The sequence below is a fragment of the Pseudomonas sp. BT76 TE3572 genome (assembly GCF_050435365.1).
In the GTDB taxonomy this organism is placed as follows: Bacteria; Pseudomonadota; Gammaproteobacteria; order Pseudomonadales; family Pseudomonadaceae; genus Aquipseudomonas; species Aquipseudomonas fluorescens_W.
Window position 1 is genome coordinate 2,319,112 of record NZ_JBNDKE010000001.1, and the last position, 18,070, is coordinate 2,337,181.

At 61.8% G+C, this 18,070-nt stretch carries 16 protein-coding genes; 11 read left to right on the forward strand and 5 right to left on the reverse strand.

Annotated features, from left to right (window positions below; translation table 11 throughout):
- The 6 genes from ABH912_RS10665 (at position 1) to ABH912_RS10690 (ending at position 6,649) form a co-directional block, all read left to right on the forward strand.
- Entirely contained in the window at positions 1-291 is a 291-nt protein-coding gene (locus ABH912_RS10665) for a (2Fe-2S)-binding protein (protein ID WP_033057244.1), read from the forward strand.
- Positions 288-1,649, forward strand: coding sequence for an FAD-dependent oxidoreductase (locus tag ABH912_RS10670; RefSeq protein WP_429510609.1), 1,362 nt, complete (start codon positions 288-290; stop codon positions 1,647-1,649). The genes ABH912_RS10665 and ABH912_RS10670 overlap by 4 nt, the downstream gene beginning before the upstream one ends.
- The gene (locus tag ABH912_RS10675; protein WP_429510610.1) at positions 1,646-2,761 is read left to right on the forward strand and encodes an NAD(P)/FAD-dependent oxidoreductase; all 1,116 of its coding nucleotides are present in this window, start codon (positions 1,646-1,648) and stop codon (positions 2,759-2,761) included. The genes ABH912_RS10670 and ABH912_RS10675 overlap by 4 nt, the downstream gene beginning before the upstream one ends.
- 18 nt (positions 2,762-2,779) lie before the next feature.
- The gene (locus tag ABH912_RS10680; protein WP_429510611.1) at positions 2,780-3,826 is read left to right on the forward strand and encodes an ABC transporter substrate-binding protein; all 1,047 of its coding nucleotides are present in this window, start codon (positions 2,780-2,782) and stop codon (positions 3,824-3,826) included.
- Positions 3,827-4,112: 286 nt separating this feature from the next.
- On the forward strand, positions 4,113-5,243 hold the full coding sequence (gene zapE / locus ABH912_RS10685) for a cell division protein ZapE (protein WP_429510612.1): 1,131 nt from the start codon (positions 4,113-4,115) through the stop codon (positions 5,241-5,243).
- An 80-nt stretch (positions 5,244-5,323) separates the two neighbouring features.
- Positions 5,324-6,649, forward strand: a complete 1,326-nt coding sequence (locus tag ABH912_RS10690; protein WP_429510613.1) for a leucine-rich repeat-containing protein kinase family protein — start codon at positions 5,324-5,326, stop codon at positions 6,647-6,649.
- Between the two features lie 131 nt (positions 6,650-6,780).
- Here ABH912_RS10690 and ABH912_RS10695 read toward each other — a convergent pair whose 3' ends face one another.
- Positions 6,781-7,488 carry a YebC/PmpR family DNA-binding transcriptional regulator gene (locus tag ABH912_RS10695; protein ID WP_033057256.1) on the reverse strand — a complete coding sequence of 236 codons (708 nt, stop codon included), beginning with the start codon at positions 7,486-7,488 and terminating at the stop codon, positions 6,781-6,783.
- A 231-nt stretch (positions 7,489-7,719) separates the two neighbouring features.
- Between ABH912_RS10695 and ABH912_RS10700 the strand changes: the two genes are divergently transcribed.
- Positions 7,720-9,144: a type VI secretion system Vgr family protein gene (locus ABH912_RS10700; RefSeq protein ID WP_429510614.1), complete on the forward strand. Its 1,425-nt coding sequence runs from the start codon at positions 7,720-7,722 to the stop codon at positions 9,142-9,144.
- A 3-nt stretch (positions 9,145-9,147) separates the two neighbouring features.
- Here ABH912_RS10700 and ABH912_RS10705 read toward each other — a convergent pair whose 3' ends face one another.
- The gene (locus ABH912_RS10705; RefSeq protein WP_429510615.1) at positions 9,148-10,539 is read right to left on the reverse strand and encodes an FAD-dependent oxidoreductase; all 1,392 of its coding nucleotides are present in this window, start codon (positions 10,537-10,539) and stop codon (positions 9,148-9,150) included.
- A gap of 10 nt (positions 10,540-10,549) precedes the next feature.
- Positions 10,550-11,875 (reverse strand): MFS transporter, encoded by a 1,326-nt coding sequence (locus tag ABH912_RS10710; protein ID WP_429510616.1) that lies wholly within the window; start codon positions 11,873-11,875, stop codon positions 10,550-10,552.
- A gap of 268 nt (positions 11,876-12,143) precedes the next feature.
- On the opposite strand from ABH912_RS10710, the gene ABH912_RS10715 reads away from it, so the two are divergent.
- Complete coding sequence (locus ABH912_RS10715; protein WP_056740259.1) at positions 12,144-13,016, forward strand: LysR family transcriptional regulator; 873 nt, start codon at positions 12,144-12,146, stop codon at positions 13,014-13,016.
- Between the two features lie 95 nt (positions 13,017-13,111).
- On the opposite strand, the gene ABH912_RS10720 is transcribed toward ABH912_RS10715, so the two are convergent.
- On the reverse strand, positions 13,112-13,975 hold the full coding sequence (locus ABH912_RS10720) for a LysR substrate-binding domain-containing protein (RefSeq protein ID WP_429510617.1): 864 nt from the start codon (positions 13,973-13,975) through the stop codon (positions 13,112-13,114).
- 109 nt (positions 13,976-14,084) lie between these two features.
- Between ABH912_RS10720 and ABH912_RS10725 the strand changes: the two genes are divergently transcribed.
- The 3 genes from ABH912_RS10725 to ABH912_RS10735 all read left to right on the forward strand — a co-directional run bounded on the left by ABH912_RS10725 (position 14,085) and on the right by ABH912_RS10735 (position 16,905).
- Positions 14,085-15,194: a 2-aminoethylphosphonate--pyruvate transaminase gene (locus ABH912_RS10725; RefSeq protein ID WP_429510618.1), complete on the forward strand. Its 1,110-nt coding sequence runs from the start codon at positions 14,085-14,087 to the stop codon at positions 15,192-15,194.
- Positions 15,195-15,341: 147 nt separating this feature from the next.
- Positions 15,342-16,169: a phosphonoacetaldehyde hydrolase gene (phnX, locus tag ABH912_RS10730; protein WP_429510619.1), complete on the forward strand. Its 828-nt coding sequence runs from the start codon at positions 15,342-15,344 to the stop codon at positions 16,167-16,169.
- A 187-nt stretch (positions 16,170-16,356) separates the two neighbouring features.
- A complete protein-coding gene (locus ABH912_RS10735) occupies positions 16,357-16,905 on the forward strand; it encodes a cytochrome b (RefSeq protein WP_429510620.1) in 549 nt (182 codons plus the stop codon).
- A 10-nt stretch (positions 16,906-16,915) separates the two neighbouring features.
- Here the strand turns inward: ABH912_RS10735 and ABH912_RS10740 are convergent, their stop codons facing one another.
- Positions 16,916-17,833, reverse strand: coding sequence for a 1-aminocyclopropane-1-carboxylate deaminase/D-cysteine desulfhydrase (locus tag ABH912_RS10740; protein WP_429510621.1), 918 nt, complete (start codon positions 17,831-17,833; stop codon positions 16,916-16,918).
- Between the last annotated feature and the right edge of the window lie 237 nt (positions 17,834-18,070).

Below are 18,070 nucleotides of genomic sequence, written 5' to 3' on the forward strand. Positions count from 1 at the left end.
ATGGCTCTGCTGAAACGACTGGCCGAAGGCGACCGCCCGGCCCTGGACTTTACCCTCGATGGCCAACCGGCCACCGGCCTGCTTGGCGACACCTTGCTGACGGCGGTGCTGACCTGCAGCGAACACTTGCGCGGCAGCGACTTCAGCGCCGAACCCCGCGCCGGGTTTTGCATGATGGGTGCCTGTCAGGACTGCTGGGTTCGACTGGGCGACGGTCGACGCGTGCGCGCCTGCTCGACGTTGCTCGAAGCCGGGCAGCAGATCAGCCGCGAACCGGGGCGACACTTATGAGCACACCCTTGGTGGTCATCATCGGCGCCGGTCCGGCCGGTATACGTGCGGCGCAGACGCTGGTTGCACATGGCATTCGCCCGATTTTGCTGGACGAAGCAGCACGCGGTGGCGGGCAGATTTATCGACGCCAACCGGCAAACTTCAAGCGCTCACCGGTCAAGCTGTATGGCTTCGAAGCCGGCAAGGCCAGCGCGTTGCATCAGACGATTGATGAGCTGCGCGAGCACCTCGACTACCGCCCCGAAACCCTGGTATGGAACGCCGAGGACGGCGCGCTCGACACCTTGCATGAGGGCCGCGCCGCGCGGCTGGCGTTCTCTCGAGTGATCGTCGCCACAGGCGCCACCGACCGGATTCTGCCGGTACCGGGCTGGACCCTTCCGGGGGTCTACAGCCTTGGCGCCGCGCAGATCGCCCTCAAGTTTCAAGGCTGCGCCATCGGTGAACGGGTGGTGTTCGCTGGCAGCGGGCCGTTGCTGTACCTGGTGGCGTATCAATACGCCAAGGCCGGTGCGAATGTCGTCGCGGTGCTCGACAGTTCGCCCTTCCGCGCTCAGGCCCGCGCCCTGCCCGGCCTGCTCTCGCAACCGGCCACCCTGGCCAAAGGCATCTATTACCGCAGCTGGCTGACCGCCCACGGCATCCCGGTGCATCAGGGTGCCAGCCTGAAACGCATCAATGGCGAACAACGTGTGCAATCGCTGAATTGGTCCAACTCCAAGGGTGAACAGCAATTCGATTGCGACGCCGTCGCCTTCGCCCACGGCCTGCGCAGTGAAACCCAACTCGCCGACCTGCTCGGCTGTGAATTCACCTGGAACCCGCTCAACCGTGCCTGGCTGCCGCAACGTGACAGCGCCGGTCGCAGCAGTGTCGCCGAGGTCTACCTGGCCGGTGACGGCGCCGGCATCATGGGCGCCGACGCGGCGGAAATGGCCGGTGAACGCGCGGCCCTGGCGTTGCTCGAAGACATCGGATACCTGATCCCAGCGCAACGTGGGGCGCAATTGGAGCAGGCGCTGGGACGGATCGATACCTTCCGCCAAGGTCTGGAGCGGGCCTTCATCTTTCCCGAGCATTGGGCCGCCGATGCGCCGAATGACGTGATGATCTGCCGCTGCGAAGAAGTGCGGGCCGGCGACATCCGCCAGGTCGTGCGCGAGGGCCATTGGGAGATCAACCGGGTCAAGGCGCATTGCCGGGTCGGCATGGGGCGTTGCCAGGGGCGGATGTGTGGCGCCGCCGCTGCGGAAATCATTGCCTGCGAAAGCCAGCGCTGCGTGTCCGACATCGGCAGGCTTCGGGCTCAGGCGCCGATAAAACCCCTGCCGTTTGGTCTGGAGGTCGAGCCATGATCGAAGTCGATGCCGTCATCATTGGCGGCGGTATTGTCGGTGCCTCTGCCGCGCTTTTTCTGAGCAAGGCCGGGCGTCGCGTGGCGCTGCTGGAGCGGGACTTCTGTGGCTCGCATTCCAGCGGCGTGAACTACGGCGGCGTACGGCGTCAGGGGCGACCGTTGTCGCAACTGGCGCTGTCGCAACGGGCCCACGACCTCTGGGGGCAACTGCCGCAGCTGATTGGCATTGACGGTGAATATCAGCGCAGCGGCCACCTGAAACTGGCCCGCAGCCTCAACGACCTGCACGCCTTGCAAGACTATGCCGCCAGCAGTCGGGGCTTTGGCCTCGACTTGCAGGTACTCGAACGCAGTGAATTGCGCGCACGTTTTCCGTGGGTCGGCGAGGTGGCGGTCGGTGCCTCGTTTTGCCCCGATGACGGTCATGCCAACCCGCGACTGGTCTCCCCGGCGTTTGCCCGGGCGGCGCGGCGACATGGCGCACAAGTCCTTGAACAATGCCCGGTGACGACGGTGGAACACGACGGGCGACGCTTTCGCGTCAGCACGCAAACCGGTCTGGCGTTGCAGGCGCCCTGGCTGCTGAATTGCGCCGGAGCCTGGGCCGGCAGCCTCGCAGAACAGTTCGGTGAGGGGGTGCCGATGCACGCCGGGCACCCGGCGATGCTGGTCACCGAGCCGTTGCCACTGGTGATGAATGCCAGCACCGGGGTCGAGGGTGGCGGTATCTATGCCCGCCAGGTCGCGCGCGGCAATTGTGTGTTGGGTGGCGGTCAGGGTTTTGCCCTCGACGGCGCCCGCGCCCGGCCGGGTCAGCACGCGGTGATCGAGATCCTGCGTCAGGCCGTCGAGCTTTATCCGTTTCTTGAAGGCGCCCAGGCGATTCGCACCTGGAGCGGCACCGAAGGTTACCTGCCCGATCGCCAACCGGTGATCGGCCACAGCGGCACTCAACCCGGTCTGTTGCACGCGTTCGGCTTTGCCGGCGCAGGTTTTCAGATCGGCCCTGCGGTGGGCCAGGCGCTCACCGAGATCATCTGTAGCGGCGCGTCAAAGACGCCGCTGGATGTGTTTTCCATCACCCGTTTTCACTCCATCTCCGTAGCTTGATAGAGGAAGGTCGCGCCAATGAATAACCTCAAACGCACTGCACTGCTCGGTTTGTCCTGCATGAGCGCCCTGCTCACGGTCACCCAGGCCCACGCCGAACCGACGCTTTACCTGGGCATGAACGGCGGAACCATGGAGCGGCTCTACGCCGACAAGGTGCTGCCGGTTTTCGAGAAGGCCAATAACGTCAAAGTGGTGATTGTGCCCGGCACCTCCGCCGACATTCTGGCCAAGGTCCAGGCCAGCAAAGGCAACCCGCAGATGCACGTGATGTTCCTCGACGACGGCATCATGTACCGCGCCATCGCCATGGGGCTGTGCGACAAACTCGAAGACAGCGCACCGCTGGCGCAGATTCCGGCCAAGGGCCGCATCAAGGATCAAGCGGTGGCGGTCAGCCTCGGCGTGACCGGGCTGGCGTACAACACGCGGTTGTTCAAGGAGAAAGGCTGGACCGCGCCGACCTCGTGGATGGACATGGCCGACCCGCGTTTCAAGGACAAACTGGTGTTCCAGTCGATGGCATCGTCGACCTTTGGCCTGCACGGGTTCCTGATGTTCAACCGGATTCAGGGCGGCAGCGAAACCGACGTCGAGCCGGGCTTCAAGGCGTGGCCGAACACCGTCGGGCGCAACGTGCTGGAGTACATCCCGAGTTCGGCGAAGATTTCCGAAATGCTTCAGACCGACGAAGCCGCGCTGTTCCCGCTGACGCCGACCCAGGTCACCGCCCTGAAACTCAAGGGCATGCCGGTGGAGTATGCGCAACCGAAGGAAGGCGCCGTGGTGCTCAACGTGGCCGAATGCGCCATCGCCAACAACACTCAGCCGGAACTGGCGCAGAAACTCGCAGCCTTCTTGCTGACGCCTGAAGCGCAGGCCGCCGCGCTTGAAGACGGCGACCAGATCCCGTCCAACCCCAATACCCCGACCACCGACAAGACTCGCGGTCAGGTCGAGGCAATGAAGCAGTACCTGACCACTGCCATTGCGATCGATTGGGATCAGGTCAACGAACAGCGCCCGGCGTGGAATGCGCGGTGGAATCGCAGTATCGAACGCTAACTGACAAACGCCCAACGCAACCGATGTAGCAGCTGTCGAGCCTGCGAGGCTGCGTTCGGCTGCGAAGCAGTCGTAAAACCAAACACCGCGGTGCATCAGATAGACCGTGCGTTCAGGTTTTACGACTGCTTCGCAGCCGAACGGGGATAAATCCCCTCGCCACAGCGCAGCTGCTACAGGTTGGAGGGTGCACAGGCCGACGCAACTGGAATGGAAATTCCCCCTTTGGTTACACTACGTCGCGGCAACTCGGGGAGCTGCCTGACGATTACGGGGTAACCTCACAGTGGCCGTTCGACCGCCCAACCGTTCGCGACTCACACCACGCTGGCCTGCGCTACGCCGCTTGTTCGGCAAGTCATCGGCGGCATCCGCCGGTGCCACCGCGACCGGTCGAGTCATCCACGACTACTTCCACCGCAAGGCCCACTCCCAGGGCTACACCCTCAGCCATAGCCAACTGCGCGTCATCGACTGCATGGCACAACACGCCGCAGCACTGGTGGGCACCTCGGCAAAAACGCTTCCCGGCTTATACCTGCACGGCGCTGTGGGTCGCGGCAAGAGCTGGCTGCTCGACGGGTTTTTCCAGGCCCTCCCCATCGCGGAAAAACAGCGCCTGCATTTTCATCAGTTTTTTGCGCACCTTCACCAAGGAATGTTCAGTCATCGCGATCAATCCGACGCGCTGGAAATCACCCTCGACGAACAGCTGCGCGATTGCCGGGTGCTGTGTTTCGACGAGTTTCACGTCCATGACATCGGCGACGCGATGCTCATCAGCCGGCTGTTCAAGGCATTGTTCCGCCGAGGCATCCTGCTGTTGGTCACTTCCAACTATCCACCGGAGGGACTGCTGCCCAACCCGCTGTACCACGCGCGCTTCAAACCAGTGATCGACCTGATCAACGCTCGCATGCAGGTCATGGAGGTCGGCGGCCCCCACGACTACCGCAGTCAGGTCAGAACCCATGCCCAGCAGCTGTTTACCCAGGGACAGTACGTCTGGCCCGCTACCGCAACGCAGCGTCAATCGTTGAACCTGCCCGAACGCGCCGCGCCGGCCATTCAACTGCCCGTCGGGACACGCCACCTTCAGGCCCGACACTGCGAAGGGCGAACCATCGGTTTCACCTTCGGCGATCTGTGCGACCACCCCACTGCGGTGATGGATTACCTGGAGCTGTGCCAACGTTTCGATCACTGGTTCATCGATGAACTGCCCAACCTCGCCGATTGTTCCATCGCCGCCCAACAGCGGTTCATCAATCTGGTCGACGTCCTGTACGACCAGGACAAGCACCTGATTCTGCTCGGCCATCAGTCTTTGCGCGAAAGCCTGGGTGGCGATGCCATCGATCTGACGCGCACCCGCAGCCGCTTGGGGCAGTTGGTCGAAGTCAGGGAACCGGTCTGACACGTCCCCGGCCTTTGCCGGTATCATGTCGCCCGTTTCCAGGCCTCCGCGCCCTCCTCCCGATCAAAGTGAATCTGTTCATGGATACCCTTGCCCAACTGCGCGCCGGCCAACTGTCGGGCGTTACCCGCCTGGACCTCACCGGCGGCCTGACGGAGTTTCCGCGAGAAATCTTCGACCTGGCGGACTCGCTGGAAGTCCTCGAACTCAGCGGCAATGCCTTGAGTAGCCTGCCGGACGACTTGTACCGCCTGACCCGTTTGCGCGTGCTGTTCTGCGCGGACAATCTGTTCACCGAACTGCCCGACTGCCTGGGCCAATGCGCTGCACTGACGATGGTCAGTTTCAGGGGCAACCGCATCGAACGCGTGCCCGGCGCCGCCCTGTCACCGTTGCTGCGCTGGCTGATCCTGACCGATAACTGCATCACTGAATTGCCGGCCGAGCTGGGTGAACGCCCGAACCTGCAAAAACTCATGCTCGCCGGCAACCGTTTGCAAGGTTTGCCCGAGAGCTTGCGTCATTGCCATCGACTCGAACTGATCCGCATCGCCGCCAACCAGTTGACCGAGTTGCCCGAGTGGCTGCTGACCCTGCCGAGCCTGGCTTGGCTGGCGTACGCCGGTAACCCGCTGGAGACCGAAGCCGATGCGGCCGCCCTCGAAGCCACGCCTCACATTCCCTGGACCGAACTGCGTCTGGCGCAGCAACTGGGCGAAGGCGCGTCGGGGGTGATTCATCGGGCTGATTGGGATCGACAGGGCCAACCGGCCACTCAGGTCGCGGTCAAACTCTACAAAGGCGAAATGACCAGCGATGGCTCGCCGTTGCACGAAATGAACGCCTGCATCACCGCCGCTAGTCACCCCAACCTGATCCGGGTTGAAGGGCGCGTCGTCGGGCATCCGCAAGCCCAGGCCGGGCTGGTGATGCAACTGATCGATCCGAGCTATCGCAATCTGGCCGGGCTGCCGAGCCTGGCGTCATGTACCCGCGACGTTTACGCCAATGACACCCGGCTCAGCGCTGGCGTGGCATTGCGCATCGCCTGTGGCGTCGCCTCGGCAGCCGAGCATTTGCACCAGCATGGCATCACCCACGGCGACCTCTACGGTCACAACATTCTGTGGAACGAGCACGGTGATTGCCTGCTGGGGGATTTTGGCGCGGCGTCGTTCCATGCCACCTCGGACAGCCTTGAAAGCCGTGCGCTGCAACGGATCGAAGTGCGGGCGTTTGGTATTTTGCTGGGGGAATTGTTGGAGCGGATCGACTCGGGGTTGAGCGATGAGGGTCGTGTGCAGCTGGAGCAATTGCAGCAGCGCTGCTGTCAGCCGCAGGTGCTGACGCGACCGGGGTTCGGCGAGATTATTCAGGCGCTGGCGGTAATCAACACAAATCTTTAGAGAAAAACGAAACCTGTGGCGAGGGAGCTTGCTCCCGCTGGACGGCGAAGCCGTCTCCAAAAGCGACGGCTGCTGCGCAACCGAGCGGGAGCAAGCTCCCTCGCCACAAGTCAGATCACAAACAGTCCGGTTTAACCCGCCAACCCGACAAACATGTCCTGCACGTCATCGTGGTTATCGAGGCCTTCGAGGAAGGCTTCGACTTCAGCCATCTGCTCATCGCTCAGGCCGCTGACCGGGTTTTTCGGCTGGTAACCCAACTTGGCCGACAACACGGTGAACCCTTGCTCGGGCAGGGCTTTCTGCACGGCGTCCAGGTCCCCAGGCTCGGTCAGGAACAGGGTCGCGCCCTCTTCTTCGCCCGGTTCGAAATCCTGGGCGCCGGCTTCGATGGCGGCCATTTCCGGATCGGCGTCAGGGCTGTCCGGGGACGCCTCGATCATGCCGACATGGTTGAAGTCCCACGCCACCGAACCGGAAGCGCCCAACTGGCCCTTGCGGAACGCCACGCGGATTTCCGCCACGGTGCGGTTGATGTTGTCGGTGACACACTCGACGATCACCGGCACCTGATGCGGAGCGAAACCTTCGTAAGTCACGCGATGGTACTGAACGGTCTCACCCAGCAGGCCCGCGCCTTTTTTGATGGCGCGATCCAGGGTTTCCTTGGGCATCGAGGCTTTCTTGGCCTGTTCAACCACCAGACGCAGGTGTGCGTTGGTAGCGACATCGGCACCGTTACGGGCAGCGATGGTGATTTCTTTTACCAGTTTGCCGAAGATCTTGCCCTTGGCGTTAGATGCCGCTTCTTTGTGTTTAACCTTCCACTGTGCGCCCATTACTCACTCTCTTGATCTATGGCGCCGAGACATCTATTGGCCGACGCATGGCGCAAGTTTATACGCCCTAAAGTTGGCAATCGACCAAAAAATCCACCCTGTTCACCCCATGACCAATCGACATCTTCACCGGCAGTTGTAGGGCGATTCTGAAACTTCGATTTGCGGTGACCATAAAGGGCTGTGGTTTCGTACCCTCTGCGCCCGAATTCCATGGCAGAAGCGCGCTCGATGCACAACGACAAGGAAAGTCCCTTCACCCTGACACTCCTCGACGGCGATTTGAGTTTGCAGGTGTTGCAGTTCAGTGGCCGAGAAGCCCTCAACCAGCCCTATCGATTCGACATCGAAGTCATCGGCCTCGCACCGGCCATGAGCCTCGACCGATTGCTGCAACAGCCGGTGTTCCTCAGCCTGACGGAGGGCCAGGGTATTCACGGCGTCCTTCACAGTGCCAGTCGCGAGCATCGCGGCCCCCACCGGATCGGCTACAAACTGGTGCTGGTGCCCTACCTTCAATGGCTCGACCGGCAGCGTTCACGTCGCGTGTTTCATCACCTCAGCGTACCGATGATCCTGCGCCAACTGCTGGAGGAACATGATGTGCCCGAGGGGAGCTATCGCTTCGAATTATCCAACGGCCACTATCCCGTCCGGCCTTTTTGCATTCAGTACGAGGAGAGCGATCTGGCATTGCTGCAACGGCTGTGCGAAGAAGAAGGCATTCACTATCACTTCGAACATCAGCGCGACAGGCATGTGCTGGTCCTGGCCGATGACAGCCTGAGTTTCCCTCAGGAACCGGTCCTTACGCCTTTCCAGGGCAACGCGCCCGAAGGCAATGACGTGCCGGTGATCAGTGAGTTGTTCCAGCGCCATGACTCGCCGCCCTTTCCCTCACGACGGGAGGCCAGGAACCGTGGCTCGCAAAAACCCGACAAGGGCGCGGCCAACCACGCTTTCAGCAAACCATTGCCGGTGATGGTCCGGCCCGCGGCCGAGCACCTCTATCACGATCAGTTGAGCCGACGACACCTGGAACGTCTGCGTTGCCGGCACTTGCAGATCCACGGTCAAAGCAACCAGAGCGCACTGCGCAGCGCACGGATAGTGCAAGTGTCAGAACATCCACTGCCGAATTTCAATGATCAGTGGCTGCTCACCGAAACCCGACACCAGGGGCAACAACCTTCGATTCTTGCCACCGACAAACCCGTCACTGTTCGCCATTACCGCAATCAGTTCACCGCCATTCCCTGGTCAACGGTGTTCAGGCCGGCGCTCAAACAGACCCGGCCGAGCATCCCGGGCTATCAGCCCGCCCGGGTGCTGGGCCCTGCCGGGCAGCCGGCGACGCTGGATGATCGAGGTCGAATACAGGTTGGGTTGTGGCCAACAGCGCAAGCGGATCCGCTTGAATCTGCCGGTATCTGGTTACCGGTGGCCCTGACAGCGCCGGATGGCCGGATTGACCCGTCCAGCCTGCCAACGGCCGGCAGCGACGTACTGATCAGTTTTCTCGACAGCCACCCGGACCGGCCAGTGCTGTGCGTCGGCATGGGTCATCACCCGCGCACTCGGCCGGTTCCCGCGCCACGCCGTGATAGCCACTTGCTGCTCGACTGGCTGGTCAATCGCTCGGACCTCTCGCCCTGACATTCAGCCCTTGTCGGCCTTGCCTGCCGCCGCCGCGAATTTCGCCAGACGCACATCCAGATGCCGTGGCCGGTGTCCGTGATCCTCGGCGCGTTCCTTGCGGCGGATGGCGTTGCGCACCATCAATGAGCCGAGGTAACGAATCGGTTCCGGCGGAAAGTAGCCCAAGGGGCCGTTGACCAGAGGCGAACGGGTCCAGGCGTTGTCCAGTCCCTGAACCATCGAGGCGAGAATCTGCCCGCCCATGTGACACGGGCCAACCCCGCTGCCGGAGTACCCGAAACCGTAGAACACATTGCCGCTGGCACTCATCTGACCGAAGAACGGCAAACCGGTGACCGAGCGATCAGACGGACCGTTCCAGGTTGCCTCGACCTTGACCTGGGTAAACGCCGGAAAGAATTCGCTCAGGCTGTGCTGCAACAAACCGGCATAGGGTGATGGCTGATCGAATACCGGCAACATTCGCCCGCCGTAAGCAAAGGTATTGCCGCCCTTGCCGAGCATGATTCGGCCGTCCGGGGTGTTGTGGTAGTAGTGCACGAAAATCCGCGAATCGAGCACGGTGACGCCGCTGGTCAAACCGATCTCATTGAGCAGATCGGGTCGCGGTTCGGTGATCAGCATGTCACTGGAAACGATCGCCACACTGCGCTCGAACTGTGGAAACGCCCGGGCCATCCAGGCGTTCATTGCCAGCACCACGCGATCCGCGCGGACGGTGCCGTTGGGGGTTTGAATCCCCGCAGTCTGGCCCTCCTGCAACCCGGTCATGGCGGTGTGCTCATGAATCCTCACCCCGAGTTGCAACGCGACCTGGCGCAAGCCGCGCACCAGTTTGCCCGGCTGCACACTGGCCGCCGCCGGGGAAAACCAGCCTTCCAGATGTTTGCTGGAACCGGCCATACGCTGTACATCCGCTACCGGCCGCTGGGTGAAGGAGTTGATGCCATTGCGCTCCAGCGCCGCGATCACGGCGTCGGTCGAACCGCATTGGGCACGGTTGGTGGCAGTGTAGAGCGTCCCGTCGAGGCGGTAATCGGCGTGCACCGCGTACTGCTCGCAAAAGGCGCCGATGGCATGGATGCTGCGCTCCGACTCCTTGACCAGCCGCACGGCTTCTTCGACGCCGAACAGCCTTTCAAGGGTGAAGTACTTGGCCGACCACGACAGTGCACAACCACCGTTGCGGCCACTGGCACCGGCGCCGCAGATATCGGCCTCGATCAGCAACACGTCGAGCTCAGGGTTCTGCTCCTTGAGCATGATCGCGGTCCAGAGTCCGGTGTAGCCGCCACCGACGATGCAGACATCGGCGCGGGTGTCGCCCGCCAAGGGTTCGCATGACGCGCAGGACTCGGCCGCCAGCGCCTGTTCCAGCCAGAAAGGTCTCATGGGTCAATCCTTAAGTACGCAGAGGTTTTACGGTGATCGGTTGATTAGGCACGAAAGCTCTTTCGGCACGCAGGCCAGCCGGGCGGCTGTTCCAGTGCGGGATCAGCACCAGGGCTGAAAACATCGCGCAACCGGCGAAGACGATGAAGACGGTGACCGAGTCGAAGTAGCCCGGCAGCAATCCGCCGAGAATCGCCCCGACCGAGCCGCAACCGTTGACGAAACCGGCCGCTGTGGCCCCTGCCTTGGCAGTGCCGAAATCGATCGCGGCGGCGCCGCTGATCATCGAGTCCGGTCCGTACAAGGTCAGGCCCATGACAAACAGCAGCGCCACCACCAGCATCACGCTGCCGGTATGCAGGGCGCCCATGAACAAGGCCAGGGTCACGGTCAGCGCCAACAGGCTGAGCACACACGCCGGCATGCGTCGGGCGCCGAACAGTTTGTCCGAAGCGAGCCCCAGCAGAATCGGACCGAGCAACCCGGCCAGCTCAAACGCGGTCGGAATGATTGCCGCGCCCACCTTGCCCACCGAGGGCATCTGTTCGAAGACGATCACCGGTCCCCAGAGCAGAATCGCGTAGCGCGCCGGTTTCAGCAGAAAGTACGCCAGGCCCAGAACCAGCACGGTGCGGTTGCGCAGAATTTCTTTTAACGGTTCCAGCATGCTGATCTTGCTTTGCGCGTCGGCCTCTTGCGCCGTCAGTTGCGGCTCCGGCTCCACCGCTGGCAAGCCAACGTCTTCGGGTTTGTTACGCTGAAAAATAAAAAACAGCACGGCGACCAGCCCAACCACCGCCGCACTGGAAAAGAACGCCGCATGCCAGGTGCCGATCAGCGTATACGCCCACCAGCCAGCAAACGGCGACGCCACCAACCCACCAAAGGCGTAGCAAGAACTCCACAACCCCAGCACCCGCCCGCGCTGTTCGGCGGGAAAGAAACTGCCGAGGTTCTTGCACAGCCCGGACCAGCCGGTGGACTGGGCAAACCCTTGAATCAACATGCAGGTCGCGAAAATTGGCAACGTCGCAAAACTGCCCATCACCAAGGCGGCCGCCGCTGAAATCAGCAACCCGCCCAACACTACGACCCTTGGGCCAAAGCGGTCGGCCAGGATGCCCCAGGTGAATTGCCCGATGGCGTAAGCCGTGAGGTAGATGGCGTCGAGGTTGGCCATGGCCATTTTGTCGAGCATGAAGGTGGGGTCTTCGGCGATCCCCAGTTTTGCCACGGAAAAGGCTTTGCGGGTGAAGTAGAAAGCGGCGTAAGCGAGCCAGGTGATCGCGAAGATCTGCACGCGCCAACGCTTGATAGTGCCGATGTGCTTGTTCATGGTGGTTCTGACCTCAGGGTGTGAGTGTGCCGGCAGAAATTGAGAAATAACGCCTGTTTTTTTATTGTTGAGCACTTCGATATCGCAGCTTCCCTTTGGCGATATCGGTCAGATGAGCCCTGCTGTTGCACGCACAGGCTCATGGCCGCCGATGCTGTTCGACTGACCAGTCACCGGGGCTGAGGTCGATAAAAACAATTACTGATTAATAAGTGAAATCGATTTATCGTATTTCCAATATAAGCTCAGCTTGTTACTGGAGGTTTCGATGTCGGTTTCCCACGCCCAGCTCAAAGCCTTCCACGCCGTCGCCGTGCACGGAAGCTTTACCAAAGCCGCCGAGCGGCTATTCCTCACGCAACCGGCGATTTCCGACCAGGTGCGCAAGCTCGAAGAGCGTTTCGGTGTGCTGCTGTTCCACCGCAACAAACGCTCGGTACGCTTGACCGATCTGGGCGAGCGGTTGCTGAGCATTACCCAGCGATTGTTCGTTATCGAGGCCGAGGCGCAGGAGCTCTTGCATGACTCCAGGGCCTTGCAGACCGGCAGCCTGATTCTCGCGGTGGATGCGCCAGTGCACGTACTGCCGCAGATTGCTCGCTTTTGTGAGCGCTACCCCGGCATCAGCGTGAAGATCGAAACCGGCAACACCGACGAATCGCTGTTTCGCCTGTTCAACTATCAGGCCGACCTGGCGTTGCTGGGCCGGGAGGTGAGTGACGAACGCCTGATCTCGTTGCCGCTGCGCAACGACCCGATGGTGGCGTTCGTGTCGCGCAATCATCCGTGGGCCGACCGCGAGTCGATTTGCCTCGCGGATCTGGATGACACGCCTTTGGTGCTGCGGGAAATCGGCTCGGTGACGCGCCAGACGCTGGAAGAAGAAATGGCCCAGGCAGGCTTTCGCATCCGCCCGGCGATTCAGGTTGAAGGCCGGGAAGCGGCGCGTGAAGCGGTGGTCGTGGGGATTGGCGTCGGTGTGGTATCGGCTGCCGAGTTCGGTGCGGATTCGCGGGTGTGCGCGTTGCCGATTACCGACTGCAAACGAAGGCTGACGGAAACGCTGGTGTGCTTGCGCGAACAGAGTTCGCGGCGGGTGGTGGCGACGTTTCTGGAGATGGTTCGCGAGAGTCTTGTGTAGGCAGGTCTGGCCCCTTCGCGGGCAAGCCTCGCTCCTACAGGAGGTAACGCCATTCCTGTAGGAGCGAGGCTTGCCCGCGAAGGCCGCGCCTCGGTCTATGGGGTGGGCGCCAACTCGAAAAACGCCTGTATCAAACGCAAATCCCGCCGCCGCTCCATGCAGCCAATCATGTGTCGGTTAACCAGTCCTTCACCCATAATCGGCACCGCCGCCACCCGCGGGTCATGACTGACCTCCACCGACGACACCACGCCAACCCCCAACTCTGCAGCCACGGCTTCGGTCACCGCCTCGCGACTGTCCAGTTCCAGTAACACCCGTGGACTGACCGACGCCGTCGCGCAGGCTTCGTCGAAGGTGCGCCGGGTGATCGAACTGGGCTCGCGCAACACCATGATCACCTGGTCCAGCGCCTTGAGCGGCACCCCCTTGGACATCCGCGCCCAGGGATGACCGGCAGGCACCAGCGCACAAATCCGTGATTCGCTCAAGTCTTGCAAATGCAGGCCCTTGCGCGGTTCGACCTCGGTCAGCACCGCCACGTCGGCGTGCTCCGACAGCAACGCCGCCAAGGTTTCCTGAGCATTGCCCAGGCGCAGGTTCACGGTAATGCCGGGATACCGCGCGCGCAGGCTGGCGAGCATCGGCATGACCATGTGCGGCCCATCCGCCGCAACCTCCAGACGCCCGGTGAGCAACTGCCGGTTGGCCTCGAGCATCACCTGCGCCTCTTCGGCCAGACCGAACATTGCCCGGGTGATCGCGGCCAGTTTGGTGCCCTCCTCCGTCAGCTCCACCCGTCGTGCGGTGCGCCGCAACAGGGTGATCTGGTAGTGCTCCTCCAGCGCCTTGATGTGCCCGGTGACCGCCGGTTGGCTGATGAACAGTCGCGCGGCGGCCCGGGTGAAGCTGCCCTCGCGGGCCACCGCATCGAATGCGCGGAGCTGGAACAGGTTCATGAATAACCCTCACTGATGACTGGCATAACAACAAACAATTTGATTGATAGCACGGCAAATTGCAATTTAGGCCCCGTAGCTTCATCCCATCGATTGCGAGGACACGAGAATGAGTACTGCCGAACCCATCCTGCTCACCCCCGGCCCACTGACCACATCGGCCCGCACCCGTCAGGCGATGATGGTCGACTGGGGTTCATGGGATGACCGCTTCAATCAACTGACCGCCAGCCTGTGCGAACAACTGCTGGCAATCATCAACGGCAGCGACAGCCACCACTGCGTGCCCCTGCAAGGCAGCGGCACGTTTGCGGTCGAAGCGGCGATCGGCACGCTGGTGCCTCGCGACGGCAAAGTCCTGGTGCTGATCAACGGCGCCTACGGCAAACGCCTGGCGAAAATCTGCGAAGTGCTCGGTCGCTCCTTCAGCACCTTTGAAACCGCTGAAGATGAACCGACCACCGCCGCCGACGTCGACCGCCTGCTGCGGGCCGACGCCAGCATCACCCACGTCGCGCTGATTCACTGCGAAACCAGCACCGGCATCCTCAACCCGCTGCCGGAAATCGCCCACGTCATCGCGCAACACGGCAAACGCCTGATCATCGACGCCATGAGCTCTTTCGGCGCGCTGCCGATCGACGCGCAACAGGTGCCGTTCGACGCGCTGATCGCCGCCTCGGGCAAATGCCTGGAAGGCGTGCCGGGAATGGGCTTTGTCTTCGCTCGCAAAGAAGCGCTGGCCAATGCCGCCGGCAACTCGCACTCGCTGGCGATGGACCTTTTCGATCAACACACCTACATGGCCAAGACCGGCCAATGGCGCTTCACCCCGCCAACCCACGTGGTCGCCGCGCTGCACGAAGCACTGCTGCAATACAACGAAGAAGGCGGCTTGCCCGCCCGGCATCAGCGCTATGCCAACAACTGCAAAGTGCTGCTCGATGACATGGCCAAACTGGGGCTGCGCAGCTTCCTGCCCGCCGCGATTCAGGCGCCGATCATTGTCACGTTCCACGCGCCGAAAGACCCGCGTTACCAGTTCAAGGAATTCTACGAACGCGTCAAGGCCAAGGGTTTCATCCTCTACCCCGGCAAATTGACCCAGGTCGAAACCTTCCGCGTCGGCTGCATCGGCCACGTCAACCAGGCCGAGATGCACGCGGCGGTAGCGGCGGTCGCCGAAGTGCTGCGCGAGATGGAAGTCCTCGAAATCTAAGCCACACCAAAATCCCCTGTAGGAGTGAGACCGGCTTGCCGTCGATAGCGGTCTTGCATTCACCGACGATGTCGACTGACACACCGCCATCGCGAGCAGGCTCACTCCTACATTGAACCGTATTGCCAACTCAGGAATTTGATCACCATGAACTACGCAAACCCAACCAAGCTGCAAGCCGCCATCCTCGACTGGGCCGGCACCGTGGTCGACTTCGGCTCCTTCGCGCCGACTCAGATTTTTGTCGAAGCCTTCGCCGAGTTCGACGTCCAGGTGTCCATCGAAGAAGCCCGCGGCCCGATGGGTATGGGCAAGTGGGACCACATCCGCACCCTGTGCGATCAGCCGGAAGTGGCCGAACGTTATCGCCAGGTGTTTGGCCGTACGCCGACCGACGATGACGTCACCGCCATCTACAAACGCTTCATGCCCCTGCAAATCGAGAAAATCGCCGAACATTCGGCGCTGATTCCGGGCGCACTGGACACCATCGCCAATCTGCGCCAGCAAGGGATCAAGATTGGTTCCTGCTCCGGCTATCCAAAACAGGTCATGGACAAAGTTGTCGAGCTGGCCGCCACCAACGGTTACGTCGCCGACCACGTGGTCGCCACCGACGAAGTGCCCAACGGCCGCCCATGGCCGGCCCAGGCGCTGGCTAACGTGATAGCCCTCGGGATCGATGATGTCGCGGCCTGCGTGAAGATCGACGACACCGTGCCGGGCATTCTCGAAGGTCGCCGTGCCGGCATGTGGACCGTGGCGTTGATCTGCTCGGGTAACGCGCTGGGCCTGGACTACGAAGGTTATCGGGCCTTGGGCAGCGACAAACTGGCCAGCGAACGCAAGCGTATCCACGCCATGTTCGAAGGCTCGCGGCCGCACTACATGATCGACACCATCACCGATTTGCCGGAAGTGATCGCCGATATCAACCAGCGCCTGGCCAAGGGCGAGATGCCACAAACCAACTGATTGCACCTGTCGCCGCATTAAAAAGCGCCAGCTCCTTAACGGAACTGGCGCTTTTTTGTGGCCAACCTCCTGATCCAGAGCATTGAACGCCCAAATAGCCACAGGCAAATCCATCAAAGCGGATTACAGTTAAAGCACACCGTCAAACAAGAACGGTGGTCTGGACCTGACCTGTGAGGAACACCGTATGCCCTGGAAGAATTCCGAATCACGCTACAGCACCGTATCGATCGCGCTGCATTGGTTGATGCTGGTCCTGCTGGCGCTGGTTTACGCCTGCATCGAATTTCGTGGAATCTTTCCAAAAGGCAGTGGCGGCCGGGCGCTGATCACCGAATCGCACTTCTTGCTGGGCTTGACGGTGTTTGTATTGGTCTGGCTGCGGCTGTTTGCTCGCAGCCTTGGCCCCGCACCGCAAATCTTCCCGGCCTCGCCTCACTGGCAGACCGTGTTGGCCAAACTGATGCACTGGGCGCTGTACATTTTCATGATCGCCATGCCGATTCTGGGCTGGCTGGTCACCAGCGCAAAAGGTCACCAAGTGATGTTCTACGGCTTCGACCTGCCGCTGCTGATCGCGGAGGACAAGGTGCTGGCCAAGCAGATCGAGGGTTGGCATCAACTCGGCGGCACCATTGGATACTGGCTGATCGGCCTGCACGCCGTGGCGGGGATTTATCACCACTATGTCGTGGGCGATAACACCTTGCTGCGGATGATGCCCAAGCGCGGGTGAATCCCGCCGCTCACTGGAACCCCCGGCGGCCCTGCAATCCGCCGGTATGGACGAAGATCAGGCGCGTGCCTTTTTCAAATCTTCCCGCTTCTACTTGCTGCTTGAGCGCCAACAGGGCTTTGCCGGTGTACAGCGGTTCGAGGGGAATGCCGCTGGCCTGTTCGGTCTGATCGATGAATTCGAGCAACAGCGGATCGACTTTGGCAAAGCCGCCACGGCTGGCGTCGATCAATTCATAGGCGCGATGGTGTAAACCCGCCTCTTGCACAATTGATTCGACGTGCTGCGCCACTCCATGATCGTCGGGCACCGCCAGCGCGCCATACACCGGGTGTTCACCTGCTTCGGCCAGCACCAGACCGGCCAGGGTCGTGCCCGTTCCGCAGGCCAGCCACCAGCCGTCGTAGTCACTCCAGCCCAGAGCGTTCAGTTGCTCGCTGACCATTGTCCTCAACTGCCGACAGCCCTTGGCGCCCTGTAAACCGCCGCCACCTTCCGGCACCGGATGCAGATCGGGATACTGCGCCTGCCATGGCAACCAGAAACCCGGCTCGTGCCGCGCTCGATAACCGCCATAACCCAGCCAATGCAACTGCATGCCAAACGCCTGCAAGTCTTTTACCGTTGGCGTTTCTTGCGGATGACCGCGCAGCAGGCCAACGGTGCGAAAACCAAAACGCTTACCCGCTGCGGCCAGTGCATGCAGATGATTGGAGTGGGCACCGCCCAGACTGATGATGCCTTTGGCACCGATCTGGTCAGCGGCTTTCAGGTGCTCGATGAGTTTGAACCACTTGTTGCCGCTGATCAGCGGGTCGATCTGGTCGAGGCGCAGGATCGCGACTTCGATGCCAGCGTTGGTCAGCCAGCCGAGATGAAGGGGTTCAAGGGGGGGAATAGGTAGCCAGTTGGCTGGAGGAGAAAGCATCGGCTCTGCGCAGACGGAAAAGACGCCAGTCTATCAGCCAACGCAAACCCTGTAGCAGCTGCCGAAGGCTGCGTCCGGCTGCGCAGCAGTCGTCAATCCTGCCATCCTCGTTTACCTGAATCACCGCGGTGGCCGATTTTACGACTGCTGCGCAGCCGGACGCAGGCTGCGCCAGCTGCTATGTATGGACTCGCCCCCACTGTCTACCCGCTTCTGAAAAACCGTCGCCCCGTTGCA